This is a genomic window from Vibrio brasiliensis LMG 20546, assembly GCF_000189255.1.
GTDB lineage: Bacteria > Pseudomonadota > Gammaproteobacteria > Enterobacterales > Vibrionaceae > Vibrio > Vibrio brasiliensis.
On the sequence record NZ_AEVS01000071.1, the window covers coordinates 129,053 to 155,493 of the forward strand.

A 26,441-nucleotide genomic window follows, 5' to 3' on the forward strand; every position below is an offset into this window, starting at 1 on the left:
CTCCCTCAAGAGGCTGGATTGGTTATTGTTTTAGAATTTGTATTTATTTAGCGGTAAAGCGGTATAGGTAACTGTAATGTGAATAATGATAGGCGGTACTAACCTCACTATCGGATGCATCCACCAGCTCTAATAGGCTATTGTCGGAAGCGGCAGTGACGTACTTTAATTGCGCTGGGTAACCGCTGTACGCTACCTCAATGTCGGTAAAGATTGAGTCGCGATAGACGGCTAGGTTCACCAGTTCGTTCGCCGATGTTAGCGTCCAGTTTGATTTGCCACAGACTGTTGAATCCACAAAGTTCTGCAGTTCAGCCTTTATGTCTTGATAACTTAAGAATCGAGAACTCGCATCAGGCTGGAATAACTGCCAGGTTTCTCCGGTGGCAACATTTTTCACGCATTGTGCACTAGCACGGTCTGCCACGGTCGCACCAGAATCTGACAGGAACTCCCACTCGACCGGGACACGCTTTACCAACCTCGCAAGCATGTAATTTTCATTTAACTGAGATTCAGAACGGTTATAGCCGCTACGATCTGCGTAGCTGTACTTTGAACCAAACTGGTATGCATACTGGTCATTGTCATCGTATGAATTTGATGACCAGTAGGAAAACTCTTTCCCCCCCTTAGACGACGACTTGTCATACTCAGGCAGCAGTGCACGATGATGGGGGAAAACACTAACATCAAGAGTATCACCACCATTTTTGACGCCCGCAATATTGACACTCACCAGTGCTTTGAGCTCACCGACAGTCGGAATTTCCCAGTCAGGAACGCCACAAAGTACTGCTGTATTGGCCTGTTCAAGATAACCATTTGCGCCTAACAACGAAGGTTTCTCAGCGTCTTCATTCTGATAGGCTACGTTGTCAACGCCATTTGGGTGACCATCCTGTAAAAGCGTCCAAAGTCTCTGATTGCCAATCGCGCTGGTATCTTTAACACATCGCCAGCCTTGAGCATAAGTCGCTGATTTAGGTAGGAATCGACCAAGCATATCTATTTTGGCAAAACGTCCGTCAATCAGAGCAGCACTCTCGCTGACTTGATATCCTGCTTGATGAGCGCGCCTTAAGCCTTCAAGCGCTGTAGCAGCAAGCGAATCCAGATCATTTTGCTCTGAAACGGTATGAAGCTCGTCTAGCAGCTCATTGATCGAGGTAATCAGATCAGCAAAATGGGGATCAAGCCCAAGCAGTGAATTCGACAAAGCTTGTTTTAATGCTTTTATTCCTTTGTAGTCAGACTCAATCATCGACATTGTTTCGAAAAATGCCAACGTAGCTTGGTGTATCTCAAGGCCGGCGGAACCATTTGCTAAGGTTGCATCAGCATTTGCCATTTGAACCGAGTGCTGTTGGAAGTCTGCGAGTTTTGCCGCAAATGTATTCGACTCAACCAGACTGTTCATCGCCATATAGTTGCTCTCAAGCTGAACATACTGACGTTGATATTCAGACACCTTACTCATCAAACTCACACTATCAGCATCGGCACGACTTTGTATCGCACTCGCTTCAAAGCGCAGTTTCGCCAGGGTCGTAATGGTCGATTCTCGGGTCACATCCCACTGTTTGATGATCGAATCTAATGACGCTTGCTGTGAGCGTGCTTCGCTCGCCAGAGTAGGATAACTTTTTGAGCCATTCTGGTTGTCACGAACCCAGTCAGTTAGCGCCTGTTGCGCTTGAACCAGTTGATTGTTTTGAGCCGTAAGCGTGGCACTTAACGCACTCACTTGTTTGCTGGCATTGGCAAGTAACTTATCACTGCCTGGCAGCTGCCATTTAACATGCGGATAGCTCGACCAGCGATTCGAAGGTGTTAGCCCATCTTTTACTGAAACAATCAGTCCTGATGAATCTTCAGCCCACACTGAATCTCCTGTGCTGACCATCATTTCTTGCGCAAATAGAGGGATCGATGAGCTCAAGCGCTGAGTTAACTGTACAGCCTCGTCAACACTGAGCAACGTCCATTCAGAAATACCGCAGTCATCGATTGTGCTTACATCTACTGAGTCTGCTGAACTAGTATTATGTCCCCTTGTCCAGAATACAGGCTCACCTTTGCCCTGAGTATCGTACTCTGCGATACATTCAAAATTAGAAGAAATCCAACGGTTAAATGCTTTTACGTCAGCGACTTCACCGCTAGTCAGCATCGGCACATATTGCACAACGGCAAACTGGCCAGTCGCGTTATCCGCATCAAACCAAAGTGGTTCCCCTACATCGTTTGAGCGACCTAAAATGGCATTTTTTCTCACCCTGATAGCGACGTCACTATTGGCATACGCTTGTGGACCAATAAACTGCGGCTTAGCTGATGCGGTTTGCCAAGTCGCTCCCTGATCATTAGTGAACTCATAATGGTGTGGTTGATCGTAGGACACACCATTAAATTCAACGTATTCCCAGTCAACCATATTGGTCGTCACTCGATCTTCGACTCTGACCAAGGCTGACGCTGGCGGATGAATTTTAGGCGCTTGAGTAAATGGCTGTCGGTTTGACGCTGATGCACCCGCAGGCATACCATTCGACGCATTAGCGCGTACTCGGATATGAACACTTCCTGCCGCTTTATCGATGTCACCAACAACAATCGGCTTGGTTTTTACCTGACTCCAGCTTGAACCGTTATTGGCAGACCATTCGTACATTGCCTCAGAGTCAAAACCAGTCACCTTAGTCCAGTCTAGTGTGTTAGCGGCATCATCAACCACTAAGCCTGTCGGTGCCGCTGGCGCGTCTGGTCGTTTAGTAAGAGCGAGGTCATTAGAAACTATCCCCCCCTCCGGTCGACCATCGACAGGGTTAGCTTTGACGCGAACCTGAATGCTGCGCTGCGCATAGGCCCGATCTTCAAGAGCAACAGGTTTCGTAGCTACCGGGTCCCAACCTCCAGACTCAATATTCACTTCATAATCTGTGGTGTTTTCGAAGCCCGGCACCCAAGTCCAGTCAAACGTATCAATAGCATCGTCTGTAATACCATTGGTAGGCGCAGCAGGTGCATCCGGTGTCACTGTGTATCGCTTATCGTTACACAACAGACTACCGGCAGCGTTACTTGAACTAGCCGTCACACGCACACAGACCTGACTAATGCCGTAGATTTGATCGGGTATCGTTTGAGGGTTTTCTGTCACAGCCTGAAAGCTTTGACCACCATCTATCGATAGCTCATATAAACTCGCTTGCGGATAACCATCTACGGCCGTCCAGCCAAACTTGTTATTGGCATCGTCGACCTGAGGAAGTGTAGGTTGGACAGGCTTATTCAGAACTTTAGTAAACACTTGGTTGACAATCAGTTGCGAACCAAATGGTCTGGCGTCAGCGGAATTTGCTTTAACGCGGACTCGAATAGTGTCCGCTGCAATGTCGATGTTACCGACGCTATAGGGGTTAGAGGTCAATGGCTGCCAACCTGCCCCCAGGCTGACCTCGTAGTCGGCTAAGTTACTGAACCCATCTACAAGCTGGATCTCAAACAGGTCAGCATCATCATCGACACGAACAAGGTTAGGCGCGATTGGCGCTGCTGGGGTGAGAGTCATTGGTACGCTTGAATTGACCCTATGCCCAGCTGGACGCGCTGAATTCATATCTTCACGCACGCGTAACTGAAGCGCGCCTGCCGGGATAGCCATATCAGCTAAAACTTGTGGTTTTGAATTAACGACTTGCCATGTTGTCCCACCATTCACAGTATATTCATAGTCTGTCAGCCGACTAAAACCTGCCGAATGTATCCAGTCAAACCTATTTCTCGCATCATCGAGAACCAGATTGGTTGGCGCAGCCGGGACCTGAGTTTCAGTAAATGGTTTTGACGACTTTAAAGGCTTGCCCGCAGCAATAGACTTCTCTGGTTTTGCTGAAACACGAATCTGCACCGCTCCCTCGGCTTTGGCAACGGCTCCCACCAAGATAGGTTTTTGCGTTACCGCCTGCCACGTGGCACCAGAATCTAGTGAGTATTCGTAATCTGACAGAGCCATAAATGGTTTTACCGGCTTCCAGTCAAACGAATCGGCAGCATCATTAACAAGGCCATGCTTTGGTGCTCGAGGGACAGTAATGACCGCATCATTTTTGACATCTTGTTGGCTTATCTTAAGCTCATCGCGGTAATCAATCGCGATTTGATTCAGAGTATCCTCTGCACTTTGCGTACCTTGAGAGACTTTATCTGTAGTTGCTTTAATTGCGGCAACATCCAGACTTGCCAGGCGACTAAAGGAGCCTTTACGCGTAAGACTAAGTGTTACTTGTGATTCTTTCTGGCCTGATTGAATGACACGAGTGACAGCGCGAGCGAGCATATGAACGTTACGGCTCTCTACACTAGAGCCAGCAACATAATCTGACTTAAGGACATTTACGGAAACATTCAGATCACTGGCAAGAGTTTGCGCAGCCTGCTCAAAACTCTCACCGGACACTTCAGCCAGACTTGCAATTATTGATGTCATTGGGCTGATAATCGCTGACTGTGCTGCTGGTTGCTCGAGTGTATAGCCTGACTCTATGGGTTGATTCGGATTATCCAAATCTATGGTTTGATACTCTATTGCTTCGACGAGAAGACGAATCCCTGAAGTGTCACCATCAATCGGTAGTTGATATCTGCCCTGCGAATTAGTCTGAACAACCGCACCGTCGCCACTATCACAGATAGAGTTCTGGTTTTTATCAAGACATACGTTGGCATTAACCAGATAACCATCCATTACCACACCGGAAAGAGTCCGGCTAGCCGTAGGTTCAACTGCAGATGGTAGCTTACTGTCTGACTCACTGCCCCCACCACAACCGACAAGCGCGACAGATATTGCTCCTGCCCCAAACTTTTTGACCAGAGATCCCACCGTTCAACTCCAAATTTACCAATCAATCACAAAATCGAGCCGAGATACTAATTTAAATGATATTTATTATCAATATCATTTGATCTTTTATTTTGCATAATGATTAAATAGTAGAGATAAATACTAACTTAATTACGTACTGTTAAAATTATTGGTTATATATGCTCAAAAAACACTCACTATGCAATCTGGCACTTAGCATATCCGGAGCGCTACTACTTTCTGCTTGTGGTGGAGGTTCTGGGGATTCAGATTCAGCACAAACTTCATCAAACGTTTACCGCTACTCGAATTTAACTCCATGTGCAGACACAGATTCAGATGGCACTTGCAGTACATACGAACAACAGATTGCCTTCACAGGCGACTACGCTAATATTGTTAACGATGATGGTGCTATCCTCACGGCACCAAAGGGGGCCGATCTGGTCTCTCCTTTCACGACTCTGATCCACAGTGAAATGCTGTTTAACCCAACGTTAAATGGAGAGCCAGCACAAGCTTCATCCTATCTGCAGACTGCTCTCGGAGACAAAGTCGGGGTCAACTTTTCAACCGCTTCGTCTACGCAAGGACCTAAAGAGCAAACAGAAACCTTACTGCAATCTTTGCGTCAAGCTCAGACACAAGGTGAACATGGTCCAATGCTCAACATCGCCCATGCACTGGATGTAATGATTGCCAACCAAACCCTTGATTTATCAGGATTTGATCTCAGAAATGAGCCAAACAGACACGTATCGCTTGATGGTCAGCTATTCATTCATGGCTCGCAAACTGATAGCTCGTTGACTGAGGCAAAATCTGTTGCATTTAACCCAGCAAACAACAAGATTGTGTTGGTAGATTCTGCGGAAAGTGTTAAACAAATAGACATCACCAACACCAACACCAATAGCTTTGAGGTAGCAGAACTTCAGGCGGCACGTCAACTTCAGGAGGAGCTTCAGTTTGATGCCTACTCGTCAGCCTCATCTCACGATGATGACGATGATGATGACGATCACTATGACTGGGAAACCATTCTTGACCTTTTGGGACAACAAGCACAAGAGCATAAACTGGTTCAAATAGTACCTGCTCTGAACAGTGTACAGAGTTACAAGCTTTACCAGCCAAAGAACAGCTACAGCAGTAATAACAGTAAAACCTGTACTAAGGTGAGTGCGGAAAGTTCAAGCGGCGTTTTCTTAGCCAGTCTTTACGAAAACAAACCTCAGGCAGCTAGCCACACTCAAAAGATAGATGCTTACGCGAGTGCATCCGGCAGTGTTCCCTTGCCTAAGCCTAAACCTACTCCGATCCCTAAGACTACGGACAAAAGAGCAAAGGGTTGTTTCAATGACAACTTTAATTGGATAAAACCTCTTTATTCACAAAACGTTATTCTGGCGGAACTCGACGGTGGCTATAGCAGCCCTGACCAGCTTCGCAGATTAAAAGCTGATTCCCTGTCAATGGGGAGTGAGAGTTTTGCATTAAGCTCGACACAAAATGTGGTGGTTCCGTCACTTGATGAAACAGAGCTGCTCGTGGTGGATGACGGCGGAAGTGGTAATGCAGTCTTACTCAACTCACGCACACTTCGAGAGACAAGACCAGCAACTATTGCCGTGACCAACGCATCGACCGCAACCTTTGCTGCAAATAATCAACTCTTGTTTGGCCTGAAGTCGAATAAGATTATTTGGGTTGAAAAAACAACCGCTGCGACTCAACTCGCTTCACTGGATGTGGATAGTACGGTACGCATTTTGAAAACGTCTCCGAATGGCGAGTATTCTGCCGCAGTAACCAACAATGCACTATACGTTCTCAATAATAAATCTCGCACCAAGGTTAAAAAAGTGACACTTGTGGGTAGCGATGTCAAAGAGTTGTTCGTCCTTAACAATAAGGCTGTGACAGTGCATAGTGGTGGTCTTAATTACGTCCAGTTTAGCGATATTTCCGGTCCAAAACTTAAGGTCGCAGCGCAACTCATGACCAGTTCATTTAAAGATGAATGGGCAGAGATCCCCGGTATGGATTGGGGACCTAGACGCCTCTCTAATATCCTTGAAATGAAGGGGGTTTCAGAATCGGTCTATAACCAGTTTTTGCAAATCGATATCGAATGGTTGCCAACGAACGCCTCACAAGTGAGTGAGGTCACTGGTGTCAATATTAGTGGATTAGAGCGTGGGACCTGGGTAACTCTCGGTAAGGACCTCAAGCCTTAATGACATTGCTCTTCTAAACATAATAAAAAGCCGCGTATCCTAAGCTACGCGGCTTTTGTTATATTTCAGACTCAGAAACGATTACTCACGATCCTGGTCAAAATCGCCATGGAAATGGTCATGATCCGACACGCTGTCCGCCGCTTTTAGCTTATCCCCGACGCGAAGCTTGTCAGCAGGAGCAATCTGAACATCCATTGCACGCATTGTGCTTACTGGCTCAGCCTGCTGCTCTGGGAACACTGGCTGGCTAAATGCGTAGAAGGTTGTCACATAGGCAAGTGACTGAGTGTTTACATATAGCGCCGTCTGGCTAATGTTGTTCAGGTCGTCACACGCCTGGTGATAACATTTGTCGTAAGCCACATCAATTTCGCCACCAAACTGTTCAACTTCCTCAGCAGATTTCACGTTTTCCGCCCCCGTAAACAGGCCACCAAACGCCACGCCCCAATCGGCGAACCCTGCATAGTCAGAACGCTTAGATAGTGCTTGCGGCACAGTAGAGTGTGACTTATTACTAAAGAATCTGTTGAAAGTAGATTCAATATCCGATGTACCGTATGGAGGCTCGAAATCCCCAGTGTACGCGTTATCCGGGCTATCCTTGGTATCGGACAAATCGCCATCCATCACGCCAAAGATATAGTTTGGCGACCCAATCATATCGAAGTTGAGGTAGAGCTTAACCTTATTCAACTCGTAGTAACGGGCATCGACAAGGTCTAGCTGTTCAGGCGTTAACTGACTTGGATCGTCAAGACCCAGCTCTTTAAGGATTTCTTGTTCAGCCTGAGCACGAAGTGGGGCAAACAGATCATTTGTGTAGTATTCAGAGCCGACCAGACCCGCTTCCTCTGCTGCCCACCATGCAAAGCGTACTTTATTCTTCACCGGTGCCTTAAGGTCTGCAAGTGTCACTGCGTATTCAAGCAGGCCTGCTGTACCAGAGCCATTATCGTTAATACCAGGGCCTTCCGGAACAGAATCAAGGTGAGCCCCTAACATAATCACCTGTTCCTCATCGCCACCTTTAGTTTCTGCGATGATGTTTTGCGTTAACACGACTTCATCTTCAACATCGACCTGAAGGTTAACGGGCACTGCACTTGTCTGACTTAGCTCGTACCACTGTTTACCTAACTCATAACGAGCCCCAAAAGCCGGGATAACCGCTGTACTATCATTACCTAGAGTTCCGTTTACCACACTGGTACGGCCCTCTGCATTGCCTTGGTTAAAGACGATCACCCCTTTAGCACCAGCGTTTTGCGCATTGACGACCTTAGTACTGAAACTACAACCGCCTCGCTGAATAACGGCAATCTTATTGGTGATATCTTTACCGCTAAAGTCCGAAGATTCACACCCATCGGTATCATCGTAATCTGGCGCATCGAATCTAAAGTCTGGAGTAACGAAAGCGACTTCTTCAGCCAGTGGGCCATTTGATTTACCTGAGTAAGACATCACAGCAAAGTCTGCTTCGACGCCTTCCCCTGCGTTTCTGACGCTAACCAGATCCACACCATTAACGTTTAGCGAAGTGCCCGCAAGCTCTTCCCACGCCCTAAAATCAAATTCTTGTATCGAAACCTGGTAGTCGTGCTCACGCATAGTATCGACAATATAGTCTAACGACTGCGCGTAACCTTCAGTGCCGGCTGCACGAGTGACGGAACTGCCATCACTGGTTTTAGAAGCTCTACCTTCTAACTCGACTAAGTGCTCGACCACTTCGTCACGGTCAATTTTACTACTGACGTATTTTGCTGCTTTTTCCGGATCATCCCAGTAACACCCTGAGAGTAGGGTTGAACTGATAACCGTCGCGAGCATAGTTTTTGTTGTTGTGATGCTTACTTGCATTTGTGACTCCTTATATTAAACCGCGAACATATAGTTGCCGAACAATAAAGGTTATGAAAATGTTAAATATAAATTATGTTAATTAAATGGAGCGATATCATATTCGTCATTTTTATTAGATTTATTAATTACATATGTAATCGAATTGCAATCACAGAACCAACATAAATGATTATTTACCTGCCAGAACTGTAACCTAATTAGTTCCGACTAAACCTACACATAAGGGCTAATCTTACGGTCTACAAAGACTGATCTCGGAGTAGTCTCATCGCACTAGCAGCGAGTAAATATCGCCTTAGTATGAAATTTTTCACTCACCTGCCCTTTCTTTAGCTGAGTAGCATTTAGAAATTGTGTGAATTCCAGATCGCTACTGATGACTGCAAGCAATGATTTGCATCCGTTTTAAACATCGTTTTTAGCGATAGGTAGTTTGGAAGAGTGATGACAGAAATAACCGCCACAATCGAAGCCTGGTTACTGCAAACTAATGTGACCTTAACCATGCTGTTTCTTGGCGTCGTTTTACTCTCCTACCTATTGGAGGATTTGGCAATTGTAACTGCAGCGACCTTGGCCGTAGAGCAAGCAATGCCCACCTCTGTTGCACTGTTGGCCATTTTTGTTGGCATCAGCACTGGCGATCTGGGCCTTTACCTGCTTGGAAAACTTGCGCAACGAGTTCGGTTTCTACGCTATCGCCTGTTTCGTTACCAGCGCGCTAGAAGCATGCGACGTAAATTACACCATAAAGCCTTTATCACCCTATTCATCATCCGGTTCATTCCCGGTTTAAGAACCATTGGATTCACTCTAAGTGGTTTTCTTGATGTGCCAAAAACTAAGTTTTTCCTCGCAGTAATCACTGCTACTGCTCTATGGACGCTGATCGTTTTTGGTTCTTTTTTTCAACTTGGCAACGCGCAATGGCTACAGGACAGTCAGACAGGTTGGTTACTGGTTCCGTTCGGAATTTGCCTAATGCTATTGCTTAACAAACTGATTTCCAGAGTACTTTTAAGGGATGCGTATGACACAGCTCGCTAACATAGAAATGATTCCACAAGGGATGGTCAACGCGGGTATGCCCGTTCTCCACCAGCCTAAACGCATTATTTCTCCGTTTGAATTCTTGCCTGCATGGTTTTTCTATGCGCCCGTCGTCGTGCAAAGTGCCGCGCTCAGCGTTATCCATCGTGATTGGGCATTGCCATTAATTGCCAACCCAGCCATCAAACTCAGTGGCATGGTCGGCGAGTCAAAACACGATATTTTCACTTCAGCGGGTAAAGAGACTAAGCAGTGGATTTTGCCATTTATCACTTTGACCAAAGGTCACCAACCTAGCCAAGAGTTATTAGCCGACGCTAAACATCGGCTGCTAGACGCTAAGCTCACTTATCCTCTGGTCGCAAAGCCCGACTTGGGCTGTCGTGGTGTCGGCGTAAAGCTCATTCATAGCGATGCTCAGTTAAAAGATTACATCGAAAGCTTCCCGGTTTCGGGTCGTTTTCTGCTGCAACAGAAGTCTCAATACAGTGCCGAAGCTGGCGTGTTTTATGTAAGGCAGCCGGGCGAAGCGCGCGGAAAGATCATATCAATCACATTGAAGTATTCGCCTCGAGTCATCGGCGATGGTAAATCGACATTAAAACAGCTCATTGAGCAGTGTCCTCGCGCTGGCAAGTTGCAGCACCTTTATCTGCCACGCCACCAACAACAACTCGATGTCGTAATACCCGCTAAAGACGAGTTTCAGTTGGCGTTTGCTGGCAGTCATTCGCGAGGCGCTATATTCCGAGACGGCAACCAATTCATTACTCAAGCTCTGGAACAAAAACTGGATGAGGTTCTTGGTGATTTCGAAGGCTTTAATTTCGGCCGGCTCGATATCAAGTTCCGCGATATTCACACTCTGATGAATGGCGAGCTATTCGACATTTTAGAGATCAATGGCGCCAGCAGTGAAGCCGCCCACATTTGGGATAGTGACACACCTCTGAGCGATATTTTTTCGACCCTTTTAAAGCAGTATCGCCTGCTCTATCAGATTGGTTCTAAACACAAGAAGCAAGGTTATCGCACCCCAACACTTGGCGCATTGCTGCAAGCCTGGAAAGAAGAAAAGCGCTTAACCCAACTTTACCCGATGACCGATTAACTCGCTGCTTAGCTTAGGAATAGAAGATGAAAAATATAACGACACACCCAAACGCACATGAGCAGATACACGCTTCTCAAGCGATCGTGGGTTGCATCGAAACCCTGAATCAGGGCTACCAGTTTCTCGAATCACTCAACGAAGAAGATTACGTCTATATCGCTCACCCTCATGTCAGCAGCTCAATTGGAGAACATTTTCGCCACTGGCTGGATCTGTTCCACGCAATCAGGCTTGAGCCAACGACAATCGACTACAACGTCCGTCGCCGTGGTCATAGCGTAGAACGTCAGCTTGAAGTCGCTAAGCAGGAGATCCGTGAATTGATCGAGTGGCTATTTAAGTTGCCGTCAAATCAGCTCAATCGAACCGTAAGCGTCGAGACGGAAGTTATGCTTTCGCAAACTCATGTCGAAGAAGTTTCTTCCACTTTAGTTCGCGAGCTGACCTTTGCTGCGCTTCACGCCACTCATCACTTTGCGATGGCGAAAGTGGTCGCCTCAATCCGTGGTCTGGACTCAGACAGGCACTTTGGCGTTGCACCAACAACAGCAACTTATCAAAGGGCTCAATAGCGATGTGTACATTATCCTGGCTTTATCACGGCAACAATCACTATGAAGTCTACTTTAACCGAGACGAGCAACGCTCCCGTCTTCCAGCACTTGAACCACAAAGTGTTGTCATAGACGGGGTTCATTGTTTGATGCCGATTGACCCCGTTGGCGGCGGAAGCTGGATTTCAACCAACGAGCATGGTGTCACGGTCTGCTTACTCAACTTTTATCAAGGCGAAACGCCTTCTGGTGCGCTTGTCAGTCGCGGAAATATCATTAAACGCCTTGCGAGTAGTTGCTCAAGTCAGACTGTCGACGATCGCTTACTGGTGATGGACTTAACATCATTCGCACCTTTTACCGTGGTCTCTTTTGATACCAGACGGACGGCCAATGAAACCGTGCTCTGGACCTGGGATGGGAAACAGTTAAACCGTTCTCATGCCTTTGCCCCTATCGTCTCTGCGGCAAAGCACTTTGACGATGCACGTCACTATCGCCGGGAACTTTTTAACGAGTTAGTGACTACAGTAGCAAGTCAGGAAGTTGGACGACTGTTTCATCTTACCTATGACATTAACTACCCACACCTTTCGCCTTTAATGGCGAGAAATGATGCACGCACTGTAAGTTTTACTTCAGTTGTCGTGTCTTCTACTAAACAAGAAATGCATTACCAGTCTATCGACAACCATCGCAATGTTGATTTTCGCACTAGCTTAAGTTGCCTCAAAAACAGCATTGTCGAACAAGGAGTTTTTAAATGAAAAAGTTATTTGCCCTAATCATCGTCCTGTTCAGTCTACCGGCTCTGGCAGCTGACGAAATCTCAACTGGCATTTTTAGCAACAAGGCGGTGAGCGGCTATGACACAGTGGCCTACTTTACTCAAGGCAAACCAGTGAAAGGTGATAGCAAATGGCAAACTGAATATAAAGGAGCGGATTGGTACTTCTCCTCTCAGGCCAACCTTGACACGTTCAAAGCCGATCCGGAGGCCTATGCACCCCAGTACGGTGGTTACTGCGCCTGGGCAGTTTCGGCCAAAAATGATTTTGCTCCTTCCGATCCGCAACAGTGGGCAATCGTCGATGGCAAACTTTACCTCAACTATAACGCCGAAGTTAAAAACTGGTGGGATGACGACCGTGCAGGCCATATCTCACAAGCTGACAAAAACTGGCCAACACTGATTCAATAATTGGGAATTATCACATGAAGTTTGCTCCGTTAAAGCATATTCCATCAGCGTTTATCGCATTTGTTTTTATTCAGTCGTTGTTTTTTAAGTTTTCGGGGTCTTACGAAACTGAACATATCTTCGGCACCTTAGGGGAATGGTCTGGCATTAGCTGGTTTGGGGTTTATGGCGGCTATCTGATTGGTTTTGCAGAACTGATTGCTTCAATCCTGCTGTTCACACGCTTTCACGGTGTCGGCGCAGCAATGAGTGCCGGCATTATGACTGGCGCTATTGTATTCCACCTATTTACCCCACTTGGTGTCGTGATGCCCGAGTTTAACGCCATGGGTGAAGTAATAGGTAACGATGGTGGCCTGCTGTTTGGTATGGCATGTATCGTCTGGAGCTGCGGTCTGTTTCTGTTTGTTCGCGATATTAAAACCCAGGGCAGCTTCACTCATAAATTACTAGCGCAAGGAGCTTAGTATGATTGATAGTCCTTTCCGCTTACCACGTAAAACGCCCTTTGGTATTGGTGAGTCTGTTGTCGAATGGGCAACAGGCCTCTCTACGCTGGACTCCCTCTATCAGCAAGATGCTTTGCCGGAAGACAGTTTTGAGTTTATGCAGGAAGCCTTAGCCCGAATTGGTACTCAATACCAGATTGACCATGGCAGTCTTGATAATGTTCCAACTGAAGGCTCAGTGCTGATTGTTGCTAATCACCCGTTTGGTGGTATCGAAGGGATTATCCTCGCCTCGTTGATCTCTCAGGTGCGTAAGGATGTCAAAGTACTCGCTAACGAGTTGCTTAAGCGTATCCCTGAGCTTGACGAGTTGTTTATCGGTGTCGATGTGTTTGGTGGCGAAAAGGCGCGACAAACCAACAGGCGTGCCATCAAAGAGGCTAACCACCACCTCAAGCAAGGCGGTGTCTTGATTATCTTCCCTGCCGGTGAAGTATCATCATGGCAAGCAAGTGAGAATAAGATTACCGACAATACCTGGAGCAAGTCGGTGGCCAAGTTTGTTAAGCATGCTGAAGCGACCACTGTTCCGCTGTTTATTAAAGGTATGAACAGCAAGTTGTTCTATCAGGCAGGACGAATTCACCCACTGCTTAGGACGGCGTTATTAGGTCGAGAGCTACTCAACAAATCTGGTGAGACAATATCAGTCTCAGTCGGTAATCCGATCCCTTACAGTGAAATCAAAGACTTTGATAATGAAGAAGATATTACCCAATACTTCCGCTTAAACACCTATCTGATAGGAAGTATGGACAATGAGCAATCTGCGAACCTAGAGGAAAACTATGCAGAGCCGATTATTGCTCCATTAGCAGTCGACACTCTCGAAGGTGAACTTTCGAATCTGGCGCAATACAAACTGTTAGAGCAGGGAGACTTCGAGGTCTACTGCGCTCCGACTCCTGCAATGCCAGGTATGATGCGCGAGATTGGTCGTGTGCGTGAAGAGAGTTTCAGAGAGGTCGGTGAAGGTAGTGGTCAAAGCTGCGATATAGACAGATTTGATCAGCACTACTATCAACTGTTTGTCTGGAACAGAACCAATCGCGATTTAGTTGGCGCCTATCGACTGGGCTTGGTTGATCAACTGATCGCTCAAGGGGGAATCGATGCTCTCTACTCAACCAGTTTATTCAACTACGATCAGGCGTTTGTCGAGAGTCTGGGGCAGTCAATCGAACTGGGTCGCTCTGTGGTCGCTAAACAATATCAGCGTAATATGCACTCATTATTACTATTGTGGAAAGGTATTGCGCGCTTCGTCGATAGCAACCCGAAATACACCCACCTGTTTGGTCCGGTGAGTATTAGTAATGATTACAGTCCAGTCGCGAGACAGCTTATCGCCTCAGTTATGTCCGTCCATTACTACGATAATGACAAAGCTAAGCTGGTGACACCCACAACCCCGTTAGAGAGCAGTGGCAAAGAGTTCTGGCGCCCGGATATGCTCAGCTCATTATCTAAGCTACCGCTGCTATCCAAGGTATTAAGTCGTTTAGAACAAGGAAAGGGGTTGCCGGTATTATTGAGACAGTATCTAGGCATGAATGGAAAACTGGTCTGCTTCAACGTTGACCCAGCGTTCAATTACGCTCTGGACGGATTAATCGTGGTTGATTTAACAACGGTACCCGCGCGAACCTTGGGTAAATATATGGGTAAAGAACAAGCCCAGGCGTATTTGGATAAACACCATTAGAGCCGACCAAGGGTTATTGACTGATAGGTTTTATAGCAACGAATAAGGCTCCCAATCGGGAGCCTTAGTCTGAATCAAATTCGCTTATACCAGTTCAGCAACAGAGCCGATGCTAATAGCATCATGACGCCAATACTCGATAGCACAATCAATCAATTCACCATTTTCAGCGTAGTTAGTTCTCTCTACTAGCATGGCTGGTGTGCCAACCGTTGCCCGCAGAGCTTGAGCTACCTCACCAAGTAATATTGTCGCGGCAATTCGATAGCGGGTTTTATGGTAAGTCACGGCAAAATGTTCGCGATAGATATCAGTCAACGAGTGGGTCAGGTCATAGTCGAGTAAGTTGTTAAGCAATTCAGGACGGACATAGTTTGTCACATAGACCACGGGTCTTTCTTCCAGATAACGAACCCTGTTTAGCTGATAGACATCAGAAAATGGTGGTAGATTAAGCAGCGCCGTCGCTTGCTTATTAGCCAGAATCGCTTGTGCCGACAACAATTCAGTTTTCGCAATGCGGTTTTGCGCCTTAGCCATATCTGGAAAACTCAACGACTGGCTTGGGTCATAATGCAATGGCTCTGGTGAAATAAACCAGCCACGACGGTCTTCACGATAGATACGACCTTCCGCTTCCAACAAGGACAATGCCTCACGCAGCGTCACACGCGTGGTGCTAAACGAGTCTGCTAACTTACGCTCAGAAGGGAGCTTTTGTCGTGAGGCAAGCATACCCGCCTCAATCTGTTCAACAATCGTATCTTTAATTTTTACGTACTGCACGCTATGTCCTTATTGATTCCACCAGGCTTGAGTGCGATTTAAAAGTAGCCAGTCTAGGCCGACCCATCGTTAGTGTTTAATCTAACGCGGAAACGGTGTCACTTGAATAGATAAATACCACCGCAGATGATGGCGGCTTAACGCCCTTAAAGCAATCGCCCTTTATACTGCTCCGGAGTTTGCCCGGAGTACTTCTTGAACATGGCAATAAATGGACTGGCTTGGTTATAGCCGAGCGTTAAAGCGACTTCTTTAACTGAATGCCCCTTGCGTAACAAGTCCATTGAGTACAAGTAGCGCACTCGTAATCGCCATTCGGTAAAGCTCATTCCAAGCTCGGATTGACAGTGTCTCGCTAACGTCCTTTCAGTGGTATGCACACGTTCAGCCCATTGAGAAAGACTGGTGTTGTCGACGGGATTCTCTTCCACTGCCGCCAGAATCTTCGCCAAATATTTATTATCGGTTGAAGGTAGAAAATGATGCTGAGTATCCCGAGTCGCCAACTGGTCAAGCAGCACCTGAACCAGACGTTTATCAGACTCAGACTGGGCGACGTTAATTTCTCGTCGACGGAAATCATCGACGATGGCTGAAACTATCGGCGTCACCTTGATCAAACTGGTGCAGTCAGGAAACGCCTTAGTAAAGGCTTGATCTATGTTCAGTGAACAGTAAGAGAGCGGCTTGCGGTTAAAACTGGTATGCCTTACCCCTGCTGGAACCCAGATAGCCAGATGTGGTGGCGCCAAAAACCGCGTTCCTTCAGCTTCCATTTCTAAAATACCGCCACTGATTAACTGTACTTGCCCCCATGGGTGGCTGTGCATCCGGGTTTCGGTATTGGAAAGAAATGCCTCGAAATTCATAAACACATCTGATGGTGCCTTGTCGATCGATAACGAGGGGTGAAGGTGTTTTGCCGATTTTCTCAAACCTGTCTTCCTATGACTCACAATGTCTTTTTAAAGATATATATTTTTATATCGACCTGTCAAACTTATCAGTGTCTATCACATTGCCTGGTGCTGCTATGGTTTACCTACTTCCTCTTTTTACCGTCTTTATATGGGGCGGTAATGCCATCGTAAACAAGATGGCCGCTGAAACTATAGAGCCAAGTGCAATGAGCTTCTATCGTTGGTTGTTGGCGATCGTCATCCTCACTCCATTCTGTTTGCCAAAGGTCATCAAACGCTGGCAAATTATCAGACCAAATTTAGCCAAGCTGGCATTTTTGGCCATGCTCGGCATGGTTCTCAACCAGTCTCTTTCCTACTACGCAGGGTTGACGACGACTGCCTCCAATATGGCTTTGATTACTTCTCTGGTGCCCTTGATTGCAATTTTCCTCAGCGTACCACTGCTCGGAAAACCGATATCGCCAATTAGTATCGTCGGTGGTGTTCTGGCATTGTCCGGACTGGTGTTTATGCTCGGCAAAGGCGATGCGACTTTCTTTCTGCATCAAGAGGTAACTCCGGGCGATGGGATCATGGTCATCGCTTCAGTTTGTTATGCCGCCTACTGCGTGCTGCTAAAGCGCTGGAAGATGCCGCTATCCAACTGGACTATGGTTTATATGCAAGGCGCGCTTGCACTGATTATGCTGACCCCACTCTGGCTCTCAAGCGAACAGCTATTGCCTGCCAAACAGGCTCTGCCTCTCATCGCCTATGCAGGACTGGCCGCTTCTATCGCAGCACCGTGGATGTGGGTCAAAGCAATTGATTTAATTGGCGCAGATTCTAGTGCAATGTTTATGAATCTGATGCCTGTGGTTGCAATCACTCTCGCCGCCTCTCTGCTGGGTGAGACAGTGCGTGATTATCATGTGATTGGCGGCTTACTCACTGTAACTGGCGTGTTGCTCTCCCAGCTAAAATTGCGAGGTCGTACGTCAAAAATCTCACATAATATTGAACAGATCTAAAACTTAATACGAAAAAGGGTATAAGGTTATAGAAGAGGCTTTTTCTATAACCTAATGACTCGTGATCTACAGCGTATTGTGTATGTAGTTCAAGTTCTTAGCCATTGTGTCATGCCTCATACCCGCTAGGAGGTTAAATGATCGAGCTAGAGTGTATAGACGACATCAGTAACCCAGGCAACTTTGCTCTCCACGAAGTTGTCCTTAACGAGATTGGCTCTTACGTCTTCATCAAGAATCGTAAGGGAGAATACCTGTATGCCAATCAACTCACCCTCGAGCTTTTTAATACCACTATCGAACAGTTGGTCGGTAAAACCGACGACGCATTTTTCCATGCTGACATGCTCAGCGATATTCTTCACAGTGACAAGATGGTATTCGAACAAGGTCAGACAGTTACTAACGAGGAACGCACTCGCGCTAAACCTGACGGCAAGCTCAAAATCTATCGGGCAATAAAGAAACCCATTTTTAGCAAAGTGACCAAAGAGGTCATCGGTCTTATTGGTGTATCGACGGACATTACCGACCTCGTCCATATGCGAGAGCTGCTAACCGAGCAAGCGAATACCGACGAGCTAACCAAACTGTACAATCGTCGCAAGCTATGGGAATTCTTTTCTGAATCCTACCACGCAGCAAAACTCAACCAATTGCCACTCTGCTGTATCATCATTGACATTGACCATTTCAAACAGGTCAATGATGACCATGGTCATGACTTTGGCGACAATGTCATCGTAGAGCTGGCCGATATTATTCGTCACAACTTAAGAAAGACAGACTGCTGTGGGCGTATCGGAGGTGAAGAGTTTTTAGTTGTCCTCAATCGTACAGATCAAGACGAGGCGTACCAGATTGCTGAGCGATTGCGTATACAATTTCTCGAATCGTCACTTAACAGTCAACATAAGCCATTTTCACTGAGTTGCGGCGTGACACAACTTAACCCCGGAGATAATGAGTTTCTTGATCTCTATCGTCGCGCTGATAATGCTTTATATCGCGCCAAGCATCAGGGGCGTAATCAAACCTATATCGAATAAACAAACAGCCCTGTTGAGGGCTGTTTGTTTATCTCAAAGTTTAGGTTAGCTAATCACTTCAATATCCGTTTGCGGTACGCTACAACACGCCAGTACCATTCCCATGTTGCGCTCATGTTCCTGCAGCGCCGGAACGTCCGGCTGATGGATCTTGCCAGATTCAACGGTCACCTTACACGCTCCGCATAAGCCAGCACGGCAACTATTCGCAATTGGCGCACCCGCATCTTCAGCCTGTTCCAGCAACGTCTTCTGGTTATCACCTTTGAACACATAGCCGTTGACACTTAACATCAACTCCTTAAGTGGCTGCTGAGAAATCTGGCTTACACCAAACGCTTCCTGGTGGTAGTTTTCTTCAGGTAAGCCTTTCTTAAGCAGCAGGTTTTTCGCTTTCTGCATAAAGCCGTCAGGGCCACAAACAAACACCTGGCGCTGCTCAACATCTTTGACCTGTTTCAGGTGGGCTAAGGTTAAACGCCCTTTTAAGCCGAACCAATCCATCGGAGCCTGTGACAGAGAAATAAGCACTGTTAAACCCGGATGCTGACGACGTAACTCATCCAACTCCTGCTGACATGGAATATCTTCAACGCTGCGGCACTGGTGATAAAACACCACATCTTCCAGTTGTTGGTGATCAGCCAGATAACGCAGCATCGACAACATTGGTGTGACACCACTGCCTGCCGAAAGAAGCAACAGAGGCTGATGGGACTGACCGCCTAAGTGAAAACTACCATCTGGCTGTTCACAGGTAAGTGTATCGCCAATAGCAAGGTTGTCAGCCAGCCAGTTCGACACTCGACCACCATCAATACGCTTAACCGAAATTGCCATACGGCCAGGACGTGACGGACTGGATGATAAAGTATAACGACGTGCGACCGTTTCAGCGCCAATTCGTAAGGAGATAGGTAGGTGTTGTCCCGGTTGATAAACTGGCAGTTCACCATGCTGCGGTTCCAGCCAGAACGTGATGAAGTCTCGTGCAATCTCTTCTCGTTCGACACAAGTCATGTACAGTGTCTTAGGCGTATTATCGGGATAAACCTCTTTGTCCTTATACTCCAATACTTCAACCTTATCGTGCTGATGAATCACACCTTCATTCAGAGCGACCAGGTTTTGGCCGAAAAACACACCGCCTCGTTCGTTAGCTCGGAACTGGGACAAGGTATTTAGTGGTTCTTTACTGGCTCGAAACTCACCTTTCTCAACATCTACCGTAGTAAGAATGCAGCGTTCACATGGCTTCACAGCTTCAAATTCTACTTCGCCAATACGAATACGCTTCCAGCTGTCTTCCTCAAAAGGCTCAGTACCAGACACAACCAAGTTGGTGCGGAATTGATCCATGGAATGAGTTTCAGGACTGCGGCGGTTAAGCTCAGACAGTGAAGCTTCGCTAATCACTAGCATTGGGTAACCGTCAGCAAAGCTTACGTTGTGCCCTAGCTTCTCACGTACTCGGTTCGATTGTTCACCACAGTAAAGCAGCTCAACACGTTGCCCTAAAACCTGACTAAACCAATCATCTGCGGCATCAGTGGTTGTATAGGCGACAAAGTTGTCCTTCCATACCTGAGCTGGCGCTTGTTGCATCTTAAACTCAGAGTAACGAATGCGCAGTGGTTGATAGCCTTGCGCGGTAAAAATAATGCCGTCTGGAGTCAGGTTAGACTGAACCTTTACCATTTGCGGATACTTACGTGCGGTGACCATGGAGCCGTCTGAGAACGCTAGCATAAAGCGGCGATCGAACATCAAACCTTGCTTTTCAACCCAGGAGGTTGATAGTGATAAACCACCGACAGACTTGACCGGATAGACATTGATTTGGGAAAGAGTTGGAGCTGACATTGCTTATCCTAAGCGATAATAATTGTCGGATTATTATACCCAACTCTCTCTGATTTAATTGAATTTATTTAACAAAAACAACACAAGGCCGTGAGTTCTCAAATGTGAGAGACGTGCAAAAAACACGTCAGAATAGGCTGAATATCAACTAGTGTAAGGATTAGGCAATAGACTTCTTGTTGCTGAGGGAGATAATGCCCTATCAGGTCTGATACTGACCATTATCAACTTACTGGAGTTAAGCAACGTTATGAACAAACTCGTTATGATCCTACTGTGTATCTTCCTACCTCCTTTGGCGGTGTTTCTTGATAAAGGGTTGAACAAAGACTTCTTAATCAATCTGATTCTGACGTTCTTCTTCTTCATTCCAGGATCAATCCACGCTCTGTGGTTAACTGTTCGCTAAACAGCACTCTCCCCGCCTAGTAATTAGGCAACCAATTGCTTCCACCAAAAAAGAGGATGAAATAGTAAGCAGATTGCTCTATCATCCTGTCGCCTAAGCGTAAGCGTTTGCCTTCACGGTTTTCGCCAGGTTTAGGCTCCAATCAGACAACTTTTTACAATGGTGGGAGCAAAAATGACAACACTTACGATCACACGTCCTGACGACTGGCATGTTCATCTACGTGACGGCGAAGTTCTAAAGGATACCGTGCGAGACATTAGCCGCTACAATGGACGCGCGCTAATCATGCCTAACACAGTCCCACCTGTTACCGATACCGAAATGGCACTTGCCTACCGTGAACGCATCATGGCAGAGAAGCCAAGTGAGCAGTTTGAGCCATTAATGGCACTTTACCTGACTGATAACACAACCCCAGATGAGATTCGTAAAGCTAAAGCATCTGGCGCTGTCGTTGCTGCTAAGCTTTACCCTGCGGGCGCGACAACTAACTCAGATTCAGGTGTAACTAACGCTAAGAACATCTACCATGTGCTTGAAGCGATGCAAGAAGTCGGCATGCTACTCCTTGTGCACGGTGAAGTAACTCACCACGATGTTGACATCTTTGACCGTGAAAAAGAGTTTCTGGACACCGTTCTCGCGCCAATCGTTAATGACTTCCCTAACCTGAAGATTGTTCTTGAGCACATCACCACGGCTGACGCAGCAAACTTCGTTAAAAACGCCAATGAGAACGTTGCAGCGACAATCACTGCTCACCACCTACTTTTCAACCGCAACCATATGTTAGTTGGTGGCATCAAGCCGCACTTCTACTGCCTGCCGATTCTTAAGCGCAACACCCACCAGCAAGCGCTGATTGAAGCAGCGACCAGTGGCAGCAAGAAGTTCTTCCTTGGTACTGACTCAGCACCACACGCGAAAGGCATGAAAGAAGCCGCTTGTGGCTGTGCAGGTTCATACACCGCTCACGCTGCACTAGAACTTTATACCGAAGTGTTTGAGCAGGAAGGTAAACTCGACAACCTGGAAGCGTTTGCCAGCCACAATGGCCCTGATTTTTACGGTGTACCACGCAACACGGACACGGTAACTCTGACTAAACAGGAATGGCCGGTAGCAGAGTCAATGCCATTTGGTAGTGACATTGTTGTGCCAATCCGCGCGGGCGAAACTATTGCCTGGACAGTAAAGTAATCTCAACGCGTTACTTAACCTGAAAACAAACAGCCCTCGAGCGATGCATCGAGGGCTGTTTTTATTTAGTGCTAGCAGCAATGGCGAGTATCAGTTTTTCACACTGCTCCTGCTCCATATATCTGGGCACCGGATAGTTCCAGCGCGCCTCGTGCAGAGACTGCCTGGCCAGCTCGTTGACATGTTCATGACGAATATGCTCAAAGTGACTCGGCAAATCCAATGTCTTCTGCAACGTTTTGACATACTCAATTAATGCCTGCGCTTTCTCTCTGTCTGGCGTGTATTGATTAGTCAGGTTAAGCGCGGTCGACAACTTGGCCATGTTCGCCTCCGCGGCACACTTTGAAAATTCCAAAACGTGGGGCAGAACCACCGCATTTGCCAGACCATGCGGCGTACCATACTTCGCTCCCAACGTATGGGCGATGGCATGCACGTAACCTAAACTCGCTTTAGTGAATGCCAGCCCCGCATAGTATGAGGCTAACGCCATATTTTGCCGTGCAGTCGCGTTTTGACCAAACTTAACCGCTTTTTCCAGATTTTCATCAATCAGAGTAATCGCCGCCAGAGCGTAGCGGTCGGTTTCGGCTGTAGCATTACAGGAGATATAGGCTTCGATAGCATGGGTTAGCGCATCCATACCTGTCTGAGCCGTAATCGGCGCAGGCAGAGCGAGCATTAAAGAGGGATCAAGCGCCGCAGCGATCGGTACCAGCTTAGGATCCATAACGGGTGTTTTCTGATGGGTTTTGGGATCAGAGACGACCGCAGCCACAGTCACTTCTGAGCCAGTGCCGGAGGTAGTTGGAATAACGAAAGTCGGTGCGGGTGACTTCCATACTTTAAGCAGGCCAACCAAGCGACGCACAGGTTTGTTATTGGTTGCGCCGGCAGCAATGACTTTAGCGCAGTCGATCGGAGAACCACCACCAATCGCGACCACACCCTGACACTGTTGCTCGCGATAGATTGCCAGTCCAGCCTCGACCTGATCATAAGTGGGGTCAGGAAGTACATCACTGTAGATGGCACTATGGACGCCAACCCGCTCGAACTCGAATGCCAGTTTCTTAGCAAAGCCCAGCTTAACTATGCCCTGATCAGTAACGATCAGAACCTTATCAATCCCCATGATGGAGACGCTATGACAAAGCTGTTTGAGCGCATCTTTACCGATAAACAGGGTCGGTTTGGAGATAGGCAGAACCTTGGCAGCAATTTTGAGCCCCAACATGTAAAGTCTATGTAGCCAATAGTAGAGCTTCTGTTCCATCAGGTATCTCTATTTGATTGAGTTGATATTATTAGCCTAGACTTTACAAAGAGTTATCTCTAGTGTCGCACTCAATTTTTTTGCATTTTGGTGTCTAGATATGAGCCAGTAAACGCCCTACCCAGGTGATCTCGCCAAAAGCGATCAGATCGTAAATGGTAAAAAATATCGCAGAAATTACTGCCAGTTTTAGCAATCGGTATACAACAAACATTATTGGTTCCAAAACGTTAAAAAGCCGCACTCGGCGGCTTCTGAATCATTCAAAGTGCAGATTAGTGCACTGGCTTGTCGTTCTTAGCGTAGAACTTACCAAAGTACTGTTCTAACACTTCTGGAGTCAACTTGCCTTCTGCTTCAAGCTTCTTCAGCTCTTGAGCAATCGCCTTCTGTTCATCAATCGATGGAAGCGCCACTTCTGGCTCGTCACCCATTTCCTGAGACATCTGCTCTAGCTCTTTTTCGAAATCACTCATGATCTCACTTACCTTTTAAAAAACAACTGGGGCTAAGTTTACCCACTTAGCCCCCTTTATGCCAGTCTGCATCAGAGTTTAAAGCTACCAACCATAGTGTCGAGACGCACTGAAAGTTCTTTCAGCTCAGCACTTGCTGCAGCAAGCTCTTCCGCGGTTCCTGTGGTCACTTCATTGATCGCATTAATCTCTTCAATATTCTGGTTAATGGTATGGACTACCGTCGACTGCTCTTCTGTTGCCGTTGCAACCTGAGTGTTTCGGTCAGAGATATCATGGATACGCTCAGAAATGCTCACCAGCACTTCAACCGCTTCATCCGATGCACTCACACCCTCTCCGGTAACGCTCTTACCCGCTTCCATCGCTGAAACCGCGTCTTTCGCATCACTTTGCAGTTGGTTGATCATCTTCTGAATCTCTTCCGTCGAATCAGCAGTACGACTGGCCAGATTACGTACCTCATCTGCGACCACAGCAAAACCTCGGCCTTGCTCACCCGCACGTGCCGCTTCAATTGCAGCGTTTAGTGCCAGCAAGTTAGTCTGCTCAGAGATATCACGAATTACATCCAGAATTGAGCCAATCTCTTGAGTGGTTGAAGCAAGCTGCTCTACTACCTGACCTGTATTCTCAATGTCTAACGCCAGACGGCTGATTGCATCTTTCGCTTTCGACACGACATCCTGACCCACCTGGGTATTATCAGACGCTTGCGACGCTGTATCCGCTGCTGTCGCAGCATTACTCGCAATCTCACTAATGGTTGCACCCATCTGATTAATCGCCGTTACAACCTGAATCGTCTGGTCGCGTTGAATCTGACTGTTATCATGAGTGGTGTTCGCTTTGCTCGATACACCGTCAGCAGCAGCCTGCAAAGAGTGACTGGTTGATGCCACTTCCTTCATCGACTGATGAATCTTCTCGATAAAGCCATTGAAGCCTTCAGATAGCTGACCAATCTCATCGCTACCTTTCACCGCGATGCGTTGCGATAAATCACCATCCCCTTTACCAAGGTCGGCAAAGCGTGAGGCAATTTCGCGAATCGGGCGCGCGATACTGTTTGCAAGGAAGATACCCATAAAGATAAACAGTGCCGCCACAACAATAGTGGTAACCATCATTTGTTTCGCTACCGCATCAAGATCGGCAAACACTTCATCTACCGGTACCACACCAATAACAAACCAGTTCATTGAAGGGATATAGGTGCTCGCGACAAACACATGCTCTCCTTCATAGTCAGTCTCAATCAGGTTAAAACCTGATTTATTCAATAGTGCTCCTGACTCTGAACCAAACAGCCCTGATACCGATGACTTAGCTTTGCTGCTGTCGCGATGGATCTGAACATCGCCATTTGCATCTGCAAGGAATACAAAACCCGTTTTCTCGATAGTAAAACCGTTTAATAATGACACCATGTCGTCCATAGACTTTGATAGTCCCGACATAGTCAGACCATTGTTAAGCTGGTAGTTAGCGAACATTTTTACGTCGCCGTTAGCTTCCTGGAAAATGCTTACCGAAGTCTCATTGCCTGATTGTTTGAAGCCAAAGAACCAGCCATCTTGTTGTTGATTGAGCTGACGCAGGAAACCATTCTGGTTCCAGTAATAAGCCGTATTTCGGTTTGCTACTGACGCATCATTCAGTTGATACTGATTGCGGACGTTATTAAGCTGCTTCACCAGCATTGTTTCTACTTGTGGGGAGATCGAATTAGTATCAACCGCTTGTTTAATAAATTCGTTGTTGGCTAGCTGTTTTGCAGCCAGTAAAAGTTGGCTAACTTCGCGGTCAATCTCACTGTTAATCTGCTCTAACATCGAAGGCAGTTCGATATCAATCAAGCGGTGTTCTAACACTGCACGCGCTTGCCTCTGAGCCATGACTCCAACAATGATGGTTGAAGCTAATACCGCAAAGGTAATCCCCGCAACAACCTTCTGTTTGATACTGATTGAGTTCAATTTCATATTCTGCGCCTTTCCAAGCCATTCTACATTCATCGATTTCTTGGTCTGCAACCAAGGGGAAACTCCCCAAGCTGCCTTCCCTACATTAGACCCTTTCCATCAGATTAGCATATCGGCAGCGCTCCAGTTTTCTTTATAAATTAATCAATAAGGTGAGAATTAAGACTTTTTTCTCGCGCGCTATCAGCTATTCAACGTAACTTTGCATAAATGACAACTTGGAAGTGAGATTTTCACCCCCATATTTTAACCAACTGAAATACTTACGTTTGTCTGAATGTTAAAATCGCCGACTGCTGATTTATTCATCTCTCGACGAATGAGATGACTTTCACGCGGAACT

General features: G+C 46.8%; 20 protein-coding genes. 12 read left to right on the plus strand and 8 right to left on the minus strand.

Going from position 1 to position 26,441, the window contains the following annotated elements:
- Positions 1 to 43 precede the first annotated feature (43 nt).
- A complete protein-coding gene (locus RH46_RS12125; protein WP_006879753.1) occupies positions 44 to 4,888 on the minus strand; it encodes an Lcl C-terminal domain-containing protein in 4,845 nt (1,614 codons plus the stop codon).
- Positions 4,889 to 5,049: 161 nt separating this feature from the next.
- Between RH46_RS12125 and RH46_RS12130 the strand changes: the two genes are divergently transcribed.
- On the plus strand, positions 5,050 to 7,110 hold the full coding sequence (locus RH46_RS12130) for a hypothetical protein (RefSeq protein ID WP_006879754.1): 2,061 nt from the start codon (positions 5,050 to 5,052) through the stop codon (positions 7,108 to 7,110).
- 81 nt (positions 7,111 to 7,191) lie between these two features.
- Here the strand turns inward: RH46_RS12130 and RH46_RS12135 are convergent, their stop codons facing one another.
- Positions 7,192 to 8,979, minus strand: a complete 1,788-nt coding sequence (locus RH46_RS12135) for a M28 family metallopeptidase (protein ID WP_006879755.1) — start codon at positions 8,977 to 8,979, stop codon at positions 7,192 to 7,194.
- 447 nt (positions 8,980 to 9,426) lie between these two features.
- Here RH46_RS12135 and RH46_RS12140 point away from each other — a divergent pair, with 447 nt between their 5' ends.
- Genes RH46_RS12140 through RH46_RS12170 form a run of 7 tightly spaced genes read left to right on the plus strand, consistent with a single transcriptional unit; the run spans position 9,427 to position 15,115 of the window.
- A complete protein-coding gene (locus RH46_RS12140; protein WP_006879756.1) occupies positions 9,427 to 10,029 on the plus strand; it encodes a DedA family protein in 603 nt (200 codons plus the stop codon).
- Positions 10,013 to 11,143 carry an ATP-grasp domain-containing protein gene (locus tag RH46_RS12145; protein WP_006879757.1) on the plus strand — a complete coding sequence of 377 codons (1,131 nt, stop codon included), beginning with the start codon at positions 10,013 to 10,015 and terminating at the stop codon, positions 11,141 to 11,143. Before RH46_RS12140 ends, RH46_RS12145 begins: the two co-directional genes overlap by 17 nt.
- 26 nt (positions 11,144 to 11,169) lie before the next feature.
- A complete protein-coding gene (locus RH46_RS12150) occupies positions 11,170 to 11,718 on the plus strand; it encodes a DinB family protein (RefSeq protein WP_006879758.1) in 549 nt (182 codons plus the stop codon).
- A 2-nt stretch (positions 11,719 to 11,720) separates the two neighbouring features.
- A complete protein-coding gene (locus RH46_RS12155; protein WP_006879759.1) occupies positions 11,721 to 12,467 on the plus strand; it encodes an NRDE family protein in 747 nt (248 codons plus the stop codon).
- The gene (locus RH46_RS12160) at positions 12,464 to 12,901 is read left to right on the plus strand and encodes a YHS domain-containing (seleno)protein (protein ID WP_006879760.1); all 438 of its coding nucleotides are present in this window, start codon (positions 12,464 to 12,466) and stop codon (positions 12,899 to 12,901) included. The genes RH46_RS12155 and RH46_RS12160 overlap by 4 nt, the downstream gene beginning before the upstream one ends.
- A gap of 14 nt (positions 12,902 to 12,915) precedes the next feature.
- Positions 12,916 to 13,368: a hypothetical protein gene (locus RH46_RS12165; RefSeq protein WP_006879761.1), complete on the plus strand. Its 453-nt coding sequence runs from the start codon at positions 12,916 to 12,918 to the stop codon at positions 13,366 to 13,368.
- Between the two features lies 1 nt (position 13,369).
- Positions 13,370 to 15,115: a bifunctional lysophospholipid acyltransferase family protein/GNAT family N-acetyltransferase gene (locus tag RH46_RS12170; RefSeq protein ID WP_006879762.1), complete on the plus strand. Its 1,746-nt coding sequence runs from the start codon at positions 13,370 to 13,372 to the stop codon at positions 15,113 to 15,115.
- Positions 15,116 to 15,199: 84 nt separating this feature from the next.
- Here the strand turns inward: RH46_RS12170 and phnR are convergent, their stop codons facing one another.
- Together phnR and RH46_RS12180 are read right to left on the minus strand one after the other, a co-directional pair.
- Positions 15,200 to 15,901 carry a phosphonate utilization transcriptional regulator PhnR gene (phnR, locus tag RH46_RS12175; RefSeq protein WP_006879763.1) on the minus strand — a complete coding sequence of 234 codons (702 nt, stop codon included), beginning with the start codon at positions 15,899 to 15,901 and terminating at the stop codon, positions 15,200 to 15,202.
- 146 nt (positions 15,902 to 16,047) lie between these two features.
- On the minus strand, positions 16,048 to 16,836 hold the full coding sequence (locus RH46_RS12180) for an AraC family transcriptional regulator (protein WP_006879764.1): 789 nt from the start codon (positions 16,834 to 16,836) through the stop codon (positions 16,048 to 16,050).
- Positions 16,837 to 16,934: 98 nt separating this feature from the next.
- On the opposite strand from RH46_RS12180, the gene RH46_RS12185 reads away from it, so the two are divergent.
- Together RH46_RS12185 and RH46_RS12190 are read left to right on the plus strand one after the other, a co-directional pair.
- The gene (locus RH46_RS12185; RefSeq protein ID WP_040895755.1) at positions 16,935 to 17,834 is read left to right on the plus strand and encodes a DMT family transporter; all 900 of its coding nucleotides are present in this window, start codon (positions 16,935 to 16,937) and stop codon (positions 17,832 to 17,834) included.
- Between the two features lie 137 nt (positions 17,835 to 17,971).
- Positions 17,972 to 18,883, plus strand: a complete 912-nt coding sequence (locus RH46_RS12190; RefSeq protein ID WP_006879766.1) for a sensor domain-containing diguanylate cyclase — start codon at positions 17,972 to 17,974, stop codon at positions 18,881 to 18,883.
- 45 nt (positions 18,884 to 18,928) lie between these two features.
- Here the strand turns inward: RH46_RS12190 and RH46_RS12195 are convergent, their stop codons facing one another.
- Complete coding sequence (locus RH46_RS12195) at positions 18,929 to 20,746, minus strand: hybrid-cluster NAD(P)-dependent oxidoreductase (protein ID WP_006879767.1); 1,818 nt, start codon at positions 20,744 to 20,746, stop codon at positions 18,929 to 18,931.
- A 250-nt stretch (positions 20,747 to 20,996) separates the two neighbouring features.
- On the opposite strand from RH46_RS12195, the gene RH46_RS21815 reads away from it, so the two are divergent.
- On the plus strand, positions 20,997 to 21,155 hold the full coding sequence (locus RH46_RS21815; protein ID WP_006879768.1) for a YqaE/Pmp3 family membrane protein: 159 nt from the start codon (positions 20,997 to 20,999) through the stop codon (positions 21,153 to 21,155).
- A gap of 174 nt (positions 21,156 to 21,329) precedes the next feature.
- Positions 21,330 to 22,358: a dihydroorotase gene (gene pyrC / locus RH46_RS12205; RefSeq protein ID WP_006879770.1), complete on the plus strand. Its 1,029-nt coding sequence runs from the start codon at positions 21,330 to 21,332 to the stop codon at positions 22,356 to 22,358.
- A gap of 61 nt (positions 22,359 to 22,419) precedes the next feature.
- On the opposite strand, the gene RH46_RS12210 is transcribed toward pyrC, so the two are convergent.
- The 3 genes from RH46_RS12210 to RH46_RS12225 form a co-directional block, all read right to left on the minus strand.
- Positions 22,420 to 23,637, minus strand: a complete 1,218-nt coding sequence (locus RH46_RS12210) for an iron-containing alcohol dehydrogenase (RefSeq protein WP_006879771.1) — start codon at positions 23,635 to 23,637, stop codon at positions 22,420 to 22,422.
- Positions 23,638 to 23,912: 275 nt separating this feature from the next.
- Positions 23,913 to 24,113: a hypothetical protein gene (locus tag RH46_RS12220; RefSeq protein ID WP_006879774.1), complete on the minus strand. Its 201-nt coding sequence runs from the start codon at positions 24,111 to 24,113 to the stop codon at positions 23,913 to 23,915.
- 71 nt (positions 24,114 to 24,184) lie between these two features.
- On the minus strand, positions 24,185 to 26,098 hold the full coding sequence (locus RH46_RS12225) for a methyl-accepting chemotaxis protein (RefSeq protein ID WP_006879775.1): 1,914 nt from the start codon (positions 26,096 to 26,098) through the stop codon (positions 24,185 to 24,187).
- Positions 26,099 to 26,441 lie beyond the last annotated feature (343 nt).

Bases quoted from the DNA above. Each gene is read 5' to 3' on its own strand.
- RH46_RS12130 (WP_006879754.1), top strand. From the start codon at position 5,050: ATGCTCAAAAAACACTCACTATGCAATCTGGCACTTAGCATATCCGGA.
- RH46_RS12135 (WP_006879755.1), bottom strand. From the start codon at position 8,979: ATGCAAGTAAGCATCACAACAACAAAAACTATGCTCGCGACGGTTATC.
- RH46_RS12140 (WP_006879756.1), top strand. From the start codon at position 9,427: ATGACAGAAATAACCGCCACAATCGAAGCCTGGTTACTGCAAACTAAT.
- RH46_RS12145 (WP_006879757.1), top strand. From the start codon at position 10,013: ATGACACAGCTCGCTAACATAGAAATGATTCCACAAGGGATGGTCAAC.
- RH46_RS12150 (WP_006879758.1), top strand. From the start codon at position 11,170: ATGAAAAATATAACGACACACCCAAACGCACATGAGCAGATACACGCT.
- RH46_RS12155 (WP_006879759.1), top strand. From the start codon at position 11,721: ATGTGTACATTATCCTGGCTTTATCACGGCAACAATCACTATGAAGTC.
- RH46_RS12160 (WP_006879760.1), top strand. From the start codon at position 12,464: ATGAAAAAGTTATTTGCCCTAATCATCGTCCTGTTCAGTCTACCGGCT.
- RH46_RS12165 (WP_006879761.1), top strand. From the start codon at position 12,916: ATGAAGTTTGCTCCGTTAAAGCATATTCCATCAGCGTTTATCGCATTT.
- RH46_RS12170 (WP_006879762.1), top strand. From the start codon at position 13,370: ATGATTGATAGTCCTTTCCGCTTACCACGTAAAACGCCCTTTGGTATT.
- RH46_RS12185 (WP_040895755.1), top strand. From the start codon at position 16,935: ATGGTTTACCTACTTCCTCTTTTTACCGTCTTTATATGGGGCGGTAAT.
- RH46_RS12190 (WP_006879766.1), top strand. From the start codon at position 17,972: ATGATCGAGCTAGAGTGTATAGACGACATCAGTAACCCAGGCAACTTT.
- RH46_RS12195 (WP_006879767.1), bottom strand. From the start codon at position 20,746: ATGTCAGCTCCAACTCTTTCCCAAATCAATGTCTATCCGGTCAAGTCT.
- RH46_RS21815 (WP_006879768.1), top strand. From the start codon at position 20,997: ATGAACAAACTCGTTATGATCCTACTGTGTATCTTCCTACCTCCTTTG.
- pyrC (WP_006879770.1), top strand. From the start codon at position 21,330: ATGACAACACTTACGATCACACGTCCTGACGACTGGCATGTTCATCTA.
- RH46_RS12210 (WP_006879771.1), bottom strand. From the start codon at position 23,637: ATGGAACAGAAGCTCTACTATTGGCTACATAGACTTTACATGTTGGGG.
- RH46_RS12220 (WP_006879774.1), bottom strand. From the start codon at position 24,113: ATGAGTGATTTCGAAAAAGAGCTAGAGCAGATGTCTCAGGAAATGGGT.
- RH46_RS12225 (WP_006879775.1), bottom strand. From the start codon at position 26,098: ATGAAATTGAACTCAATCAGTATCAAACAGAAGGTTGTTGCGGGGATT.